The sequence below is a fragment of the Stenotrophomonas sp. genome (assembly GCF_031995405.1).
Classification (GTDB): Bacteria; Pseudomonadota; Gammaproteobacteria; order Xanthomonadales; family Xanthomonadaceae; genus Stenotrophomonas.
Genome location: NZ_DAMAGC010000163.1, coordinates 1 through 7623, shown reverse-complemented (window position 1 = coordinate 7623; position 7623 = coordinate 1). Strand labels below are relative to the sequence as shown.

Below are 7623 nucleotides of genomic sequence, written 5' to 3'. Positions count from 1 at the left end.
ATGGACTGCGGAGCCGGCCAGCGGCCGGCACTACCGGCGGGCGTCAGCGCAGGATACGGAAACGCACCTGCGTCCAGGCGCCATCGGAGGCCAGCGCGGTGAGGGTGTGCTCCCCCACTTCGTCGAAATCGCGCTGGAACAGGCGCGCGCCCTCGGTGCGTGCGATCCAGCGGCCATCAAGCAGCCAGTCCACGCTGTTGTCGTTGCCCAGCGCGCGCAGTTGCAGGCGCACGCCGTGCTCGGCGTTGGGTGCGCGTGCCAGCGTGGCGCGGTCGTTGAGGCCTTCGATATGCAGGCTGCCGCCACTCTCGCGGCCGTCCTCGCTGCAGTCCGGTGACAAGGCCGGCAGCTGCGCCGCGCGCCGTTGCGCCAGCGGCAGCCACGGCGACAGCAACGCTGGCCAGCGCGCGATCTCGCGACTCTCTGTTTCATGCGGCAGGCGGCAGTCCGGCGACACCCGCAGGCCGCTGCGTGCATCCACGTTGAAGCGCTGGCGCCCCGGCTGCCACAGGCGTGCGTCGCGCTCGGCAAAGGTCGGTGGCACCACGCCATCGAGCACGAAGGCATCCAGGCGGCGCTGGCACAACGCGTCCTCGGTGCGCTCGGCCAGCTCCCCGGTCGGCCAGCAGATTGCTTCGCGGGTGACGTTCGGTGGCATCGGCGCGCCGCTCGCGTCCCCGGCCTGGCGCGGCAGGCTGTCCACCACTTCGAACATCAACGGCAACGCGGTGACCGCGCCGTACTGGCCGGGCAGTGGCGTGCCATCCGGCCGTCCCACCCACACCCCCACGGTGTAGTGACGGGTGCTGCCGATGGCCCAGGCATCGCGATAGCCGTAACTGGTGCCGGTCTTCCAGGCCACCCGCGGGCGCCCGGTGACATCGAAGGTGCCGCTGCCATAGCCCGGGCGCGGATTGGACTCGAGCACCTCGCGGGTGATCCACGCCGCGCCGGGCGACATCAGGCGGCGTTCGATCACGGCATCGTCGGCGGTATAGCGCACCCGACCGGCGATGCCGTTGCGGTTGAACGCGGCGAACGCGCCGACCAGATCCTCCAGCCGCGCACCGGTGCCACCCAGGATCAGCGACAGGTTCGGCGCGCTGCCATGCGGGAAGCGCAGGTTGATGCCGGCATGCGACAGCCGCGCGGCAAACCGCGCCGAGCCGACCCGGTCGAGCAGATCCACTGCGGGAACATTGAGCGACAGCCGCAACGCCGTGGCCGAACTGACCGGCCCGTTGAAAGCCGAATCGAAGTTGCCGGGACGATAGCCGCCAAATGCCTGCGGGGCGTCCACCATCAGGCTCTCCGAATGGATCAGCCCATCATCCAGCGCCATGCCGTACAGGAACGGCTTGAGCGTGGAGCCCGGCGAGCGCCAGGCCTGGACCATGTCCACGTGGCCCAGCCGCTGCTTGTCGCCGAACGCTACCGACCCCACGTACGCGCGTGCTTCCAACGTGCGGTTGTCGATCACCAGCAGCGCGGCGGAGGTGCGTTCGGGCAGCTGCGAGAAGTACGAGGACACCCGCTCTTCCAGCGTGCGCTGCAGACCGATGTCCAGGGTGCTTTCGATGCGCGCCGCACGCGGTTGGGCCGAGCGCAGCCGCTGCGCCAGCAACGCGGCGTGCAGCGGCGGCTGCAGCGCGCGGGTGACCACCGGCTCGATGCGCGCATCGTCCACCGCCTCGCGACTCCAGACACCCAGCGCGACCATGCGCGCGAGCACCTTGTCGCGGGCACGCCGTGCCGCCTCGGGGTGGCGGTCCGGGCGCAACCGGCTGGGCGCCTGCGGCAGCACCGCCAATAGCGCCGCCTCGGCCTGCGACAGCTGCGCCGCCGGCTTGCCCAGGTAGGCCCAGCTGGCCGCCTCGACGCCTTCGATGGTGCCGCCGTAGGGCGCGCGTTCCAGGTACAGCGCCAGGATCTGCGCCTTGCTCAGGTGCACTTCCAGTTGCACCGCGCGCAGCATCTGCTTGGCCTTGCCCCATGGCGTGCGCGAATGCGGATCGAGGATGCGCGCCACCTGCATGGTCAGGGTGGAACCGCCGGACACGATGTGCCCCTGCAGCAACCACTGCTTGCCGGCACGCAGCAGACCCCACGGGTTGATGCCCGGATGCCGCCAGAACCAACGGTCTTCGTAGTTGAGCAGGGCCTGCAGGTACAACGGCGAGACACTGTCGGCCGAGGCCGGATAGCGCCAGACGCCGTCGGCATCGGCAAATGCGCGCAGCGGCGTGCCGTCGCGGGCCACCACCAGCGTGCTGGTGTCGCGGGCCTTCGGCAGTGGCGGCGGGAAGGCCAGGTCCAGCACCAGCAGCAGCGCCAGCAGCAACGCGGTACCCCAGCGCAGCGCAGGCCACAGCCAGCGCCGCGCCGGGGTGATCACGCGCCTGTAAGGGAAGGATTTCATTCGTTGGACGACAGGACTACGCGGGCCATCGCCTCAGCGATGGCCCGCATCCGGCTCAGGGCTGGACCACGGTCATCGTGGTCGGGTTGCTGCGGCCCACGCCACGCAGGTCGGGACGGTACATGTCCTCCACCAGCGGCGGCGGCACCGTGTAGGTGCCCGGGGTGACCGCGCGCACCAGGTAGAACACCTTGGCGGTGCTGCCCTTGGACAGCTTCAGCGCGGCCACGTAGCGGTCGTCGCGGAACTCCTCGTGGCGCAGCGTGGCCGCATCGCCACGATCGTTGACGCTGAGCCCGTCCACCACCACGTCGGCCCACTGCTTGGCATCGCCCAGGTTGAAGTTCTCGATCTCCAGGCCGGCCGGCAGCAGGTCGGTCAGCAGCGCATCGGGCATGTCCAGGTTCGGGGTGATGCTGACCCGTACGATCAGCGCCTCGCCTTCCTTCAGCGCACGCGGCGTCCACGGCTTGCCATCGGTGGTGTACCAGGTGCGTTCCACGCCGAGGCTGCGGCTGTCCGGCTCCGGTGCGGTGCGCGGGATGCCGGCCACTTCCAGGCTGGCGAACATCGGCGGCTCGCCCTGCGGGCTGAAACGCACGCCCTTGGCGAGCGCGGCGTAGTCGAAACTGCGGCCGAACATGCGCCGCGCGGCGATCGCTTCCACCTGGCCGCCCACGGCCAGTTCGCCGGACACCAGCTTCTTCTGGTTGGCCGCCAACGCCTTGCCCAGGCGAGCGATGGCGACCTGTTCCTGCGTGCTCAGCCACATCCAGCCGCTGTTGCGCCGCGCATCCAGCGCACGACCGAGGTCGACCGCACGCGCATCGTAGGCCGGCTTGGACAGCTTGCGCTCGTGCAGCAGCGCGATCATCAAGGCGTCATCGCGCACTTCGCTGCCGTAATCGCCGAAGTACGGCGGACGCTCGCTGCCCGGCTTGGCAAAGCCGGCGGCAATGGCCGCATCGCCGCGCTTGTGGTCGCCCTGCAGCGACAGCGCGATGCCCAGGTGGACCAGCGGCAGGCCGGTCAGCGCCTTGCTGCGTTCGTTGTCGTACAGCGCGCGCAGCGTGCCCAGCGGCGCGCGGTTGACCCGGGCCAGCACGTAGCCGGAATAGGCCTGATTGGCGAACTTGAGGTTCTCGCGGCGGTCTTCGCCGTAGAACTGGTTGCCGCCGGACAGCAGGTCTTCGCTCAGGCGGTTGAGGGCCTTCTGCAACACGTTGTCGGGCACCGCGAAACCGGCATCCTTGGCGTCGAGCAGGAACTCGGCGATGTACGGGGTCAGCCACGGATTGACGTAACCGTCGTCGCCCCACATCGAGAAGTTGCCGTTGGCCACCTGCATCGAGGCCAGGCGGCCGAACGCGCCTTCCATGCGTTCGCGACGGGCCTTGGCATCCAGTCCGTCGGCACCGAGCATCGCCGAGGTCGCCTCGTCGAGCATCAGCGCGGCATAGCCTTTGCTGGTGGTCTGCTCGGCGCAGCCGTAGGGGTACTTCAGCGCGCCGTTGAGCGCGCTGGCGAAGGGAATCGGCGGCAGCGCGCTGACCAGCATGCGCGCGGTGACCGAGTCGTCCATCAGGCCATCGGCCAGGCCGGTGCCCATCTCCACCGCCGCCAACGGATCCAGCGTGCGGGTCTGCGCCCGCAGCACCTGCGGCCAGGCCGCGCGGACCGGCAGGTCATAGCGGCGGTCCACCTTGAAGCCGTTGCCGTCCACGCGCACCCGCACCTTGGCCACGGTGTAGCCCTCGCGCGCGGTGAGCGGGAAGCTCAGCGTGGTCTTGGCATCGGCCTTGAGCTGCAGCGTGCGGCTGGGCTCGCCGAGCGCCAGCGGACCGATGCCATCGACCTGCACCTTGAACTCGCCCGGCTTGCCGGTGAAATTCTGCACGTCCAGGGTGACCGTGCTGCGGTCGCCCGGCGCCATCACCCGCGGCATGCTCGCTTCGGCCAGGATCGGGGCGCGCACGATGGTTTCCATGTCGCGCTTGCCGTACTGGTCATCGGAGTACACCAGCGCGGAGATGCGCAGGGTGCCGTTGAAGTCCGGCACCTTCAGCGCGATCCGCGCGATGCCCTTGGCATCGAGCTTCACCGGGCCGGAGAACAGGTCCACGGTCTGCACCCGCGCGGTCGGGCGCTTGGCCTGCGGCATCGCCGCCAGCGCCATGTCGCCACCGAACTTCAGCTTGCCGCTGCTGCCGTCGAAGCTCTCGATCACCCGGCTGTAGATGTCGTAGGCGTCCACGCCGAGCCGCCGCTGCGCGAAGAAGTGGCCGGCCGCATCGGGCACCGGGAAACGGGTGATGTTGAGGATGCCCACGTCCACCGCCGACACCGTCACATGCGCAACCTTGCCGGCCAGCTGCGGCGCACTCACCGCCACCGGCAGGGTCTGTTCGGGGCGCATCTGCTTGGGCGCGGACAACCCGACCGCGATCTGCCGCGCCTTGCGGTCCATCGGCACGTGCACCACGCCGACCGCACGGGCCGGGGTGATCTTGCTCGGCGCGCTGCCGCCACGGAACACCAGGGCGGTGATGTAGACGTCGTGGCGTTCCCACTCGGCGGTGACCGGGATGTCGAAGGTGCTGCCCGGCTTGGCGTCGATCTCCTGCACGTACAGCATCTTGTCGCTTTCCACCATCAGGATGCCCTTGCCGGCATGCGGCGGGGTGACGGTGACGCGGACCTTGTCGCCGGCCTTGTAGCCGGTCTTGTCCAGGCCCAGCTTGACCTTGTCCGGACGCGCGTCCAGGCCGCGGTTGTCGTCGTTCCAGCTCCAGCCGGCGCGGAACGGGTAGCGGCTGGTCAGGCCGGTGCCCGGGTCGAACACATCCAGGCGGTACTCGCCCCACTCCACCGGGAAATCGATCGCGGCGGCCGCACTGCCGGCGTCGACGGTGCGGGTTTCCTTGTTCTCGAAACGACGCGTGAAATCGTAGTCCCAGCGATTGTCGTTGAAGGTCCAGTGGTAGTCGCGCAGCTCGCGCACCAGGGTGACTTTCAGGCCCTTGGCCGGCTGCGGCTTGCCGGCCGCATCCACGCGCATCAGTTCGAAGCGGGCGTTGCTGTTGGCGTCGGCACCGTCATCGGGGTTGAACAGCGGGCGCACGCCGACCAGCGCCGGCGCCGGCCACATCACCCGCTTGAGGGTGCGGGTGACGGTACGTCCACCGGTCTCGTACACGCTGCCGGACACCACCACCGCGATCGGCGCGGTCGGCTTGACCTCGTCGGGCAGGGTCACGTCCTGGCGCAGCTTGCCGTCGGCGGGGAATTCGGTATCGATGACGTCGCGCGCTTCGCGCGGCAGTTCCAGCGTGGGGTCGCCGAAGAAGTAGCCCGGCAGCGATTCCACCGGCGATTGCTCGGCGGCCACGGCCAGGCGCGCGGTGAAGCGGTTGCCGTCGGCCGGCGCACCATACAGATAGGCCGCATCGGCCATCAGCTTGAGCGGTTCGCCGGGCTTGAGGGTCTTCTGGGCGCTGTCCAGGTCCAGTTTCATGCGCTCGGGCAGGAACTCCTCGATGCGCAGGGTCATGCCCTGGATGGCTTCCTTGCTGGCCGGATTGGTGCGGAATTCCACCTGCCAGCGGCCGGTCGGCGCTTCGGCCGGGATCAGCTGTTCGAAGCTCAGGTAGCCCTGCTCGCCCGGCTGCAGGCGCGTCTCGCGGAAGGTCTTGCCGTCGGGCTGCTTCAGGCGCAGGAACACCGGCTGCGGCTTGACCGGCTTGCCGTCGTTGTCGCGCAGCAGCGCCGAGATGCGCACGGTCTCGCCGGGGCGGTACAGGTCACGCCCGGACCAGGCAAACACGTCGAACCAGGCGTTGTCGCGCCCGGCCACGGCGAACTCGCTCAGGTCCAGCGCCGGCTGGTTGAACGGCAGCATCGAGGTGTCCGCACCACTGCTGGCGATCAGCACATGGCTGGCATCGAGGGTGTAGTTGAGCAGTGCGTTGCCGTTGCCGTCGGTGCTGCCCTTGAGCACCACCTCGCCCTTGCCATCAAGGATGCGCAGGTCGATCTTCTTCAGCGCCGCGCCACTCTGCAGCGAGGCGGTGTGCACGAACAGCTTGTCCTTGTAGGCGCGGGTATGCAGGCCGATGTCGCTGACGGTGAAGAAGGCGGTGTCGAACTCGCTGTCGAACGAGCCGCTGCGCTTCATCACCGCGAAGTACAGGCCCGGCGCCTGCAGTTCCTTGATCTCCTGGGTAGGCAGGTAGGTGAGCACGCGCTCGTTCTGCTTGCCGCCGAGCACGAAACGGTTGACGTACACCGGCTCGGCCAGCTTGGACATCGGGGTCTTCTCGCCGTACTCGCTGTCCAGCTCCCAGCTGCCGCGACGTCCGCCGCGCTGGTACTGGCTGAAGAAGCTGGGCAGTTCCTTCTCGCGCACGCGCAGGAATTCCACGTCCACTTCCTGCACGTTCACCGACACCACCGGCAGGCCACGGCTGTCCTTGGCCGGCAGCACGCTGCCCTGCGAGGCGAAGCCGGCGACCGGCTTGAGCTCGCCGCTGAACACCTTCTGGCGCAGTTCCTTGCCGATCCGGCTGCCATCGGCGGCGAGCAGGTCGGGCGAGACGATCAGGTTGTATTCCTTGGCCGCCTCCACGAACGGGTAGCGCAGGGTCAGGCCGTCATCGGACAGCGTCCAGCTGCTGTCCTCGGTGCCCACCTTTTCGGCGAAACGGACCAGTTTGTCGAAGTCCTGGGTGCCCACCAACGGGCGCGAGAATTCCAGCGCCAGCGAGACGCCGTCGCCCTTCTGGTCGGGATAGGCCCGTACCAGGGTGAACTCGCTGACCTTCTCGGCCTTGGCCGCAATCGGCGCGCCGGAGGGCGTCGGCAGCTGGCCGCTGTCGTTGCGCTTGCAGCCCCCGATGCCGATGGCCAGGCCGGCGACCAGCGCCAGCCCAGCGATTCCTTTCCAGCTCCACTGCCCGATCCGACTGCGGCTAGCCATGACGTCGCTCCTTGAACAAGGCGGCCAGTATAGAGGCCGACCCACCCCGAGCGGCGCCGGAGCCCCACCCCGGCGACGGCAAGCCCGCAAGCACGGGTAGTGCCGAGCCATGCTCGGCAACCGCGCGCCAGCGCGGCAAACCCGTCCGAAGCCTTTCACCAACCAACCGATGCGGCCCCACCGAGATTGCAACCCGGGCAGGAGCCGCTGCCCGGCCTACGGAACGTTC

The 7623-nt window shown here is 69.1% G+C and carries 2 protein-coding genes; both read right to left on the bottom strand.

All coding sequences use genetic code 11. The annotated features are described in order from the left end of the window. Window positions 1–43: 43 nt before the first annotated feature. Window positions 44–2419, bottom strand: coding sequence for a penicillin-binding protein 1C (pbpC, locus tag RTO53_RS18645; RefSeq protein ID WP_312239184.1), 2376 nt, complete (start codon window positions 2417–2419; stop codon window positions 44–46). A gap of 55 nt (window positions 2420–2474) precedes the next feature. Continuing rightward, on the bottom strand, window positions 2475–7394 hold the full coding sequence (locus tag RTO53_RS18640; protein ID WP_312239183.1) for an alpha-2-macroglobulin: 4920 nt from the start codon (window positions 7392–7394) through the stop codon (window positions 2475–2477). Window positions 7395–7623 lie beyond the last annotated feature (229 nt).

Excerpts from the sequence above, each read along its gene's own strand:
- pbpC (WP_312239184.1), bottom strand. The coding sequence starts at position 2,419 with ATGAAATCCTTCCCTTACAGGCGCGTGATCACCCCGGCGCGGCGCTGG.
- RTO53_RS18640 (WP_312239183.1), bottom strand. The coding sequence starts at position 7,394 with ATGGCTAGCCGCAGTCGGATCGGGCAGTGGAGCTGGAAAGGAATCGCT.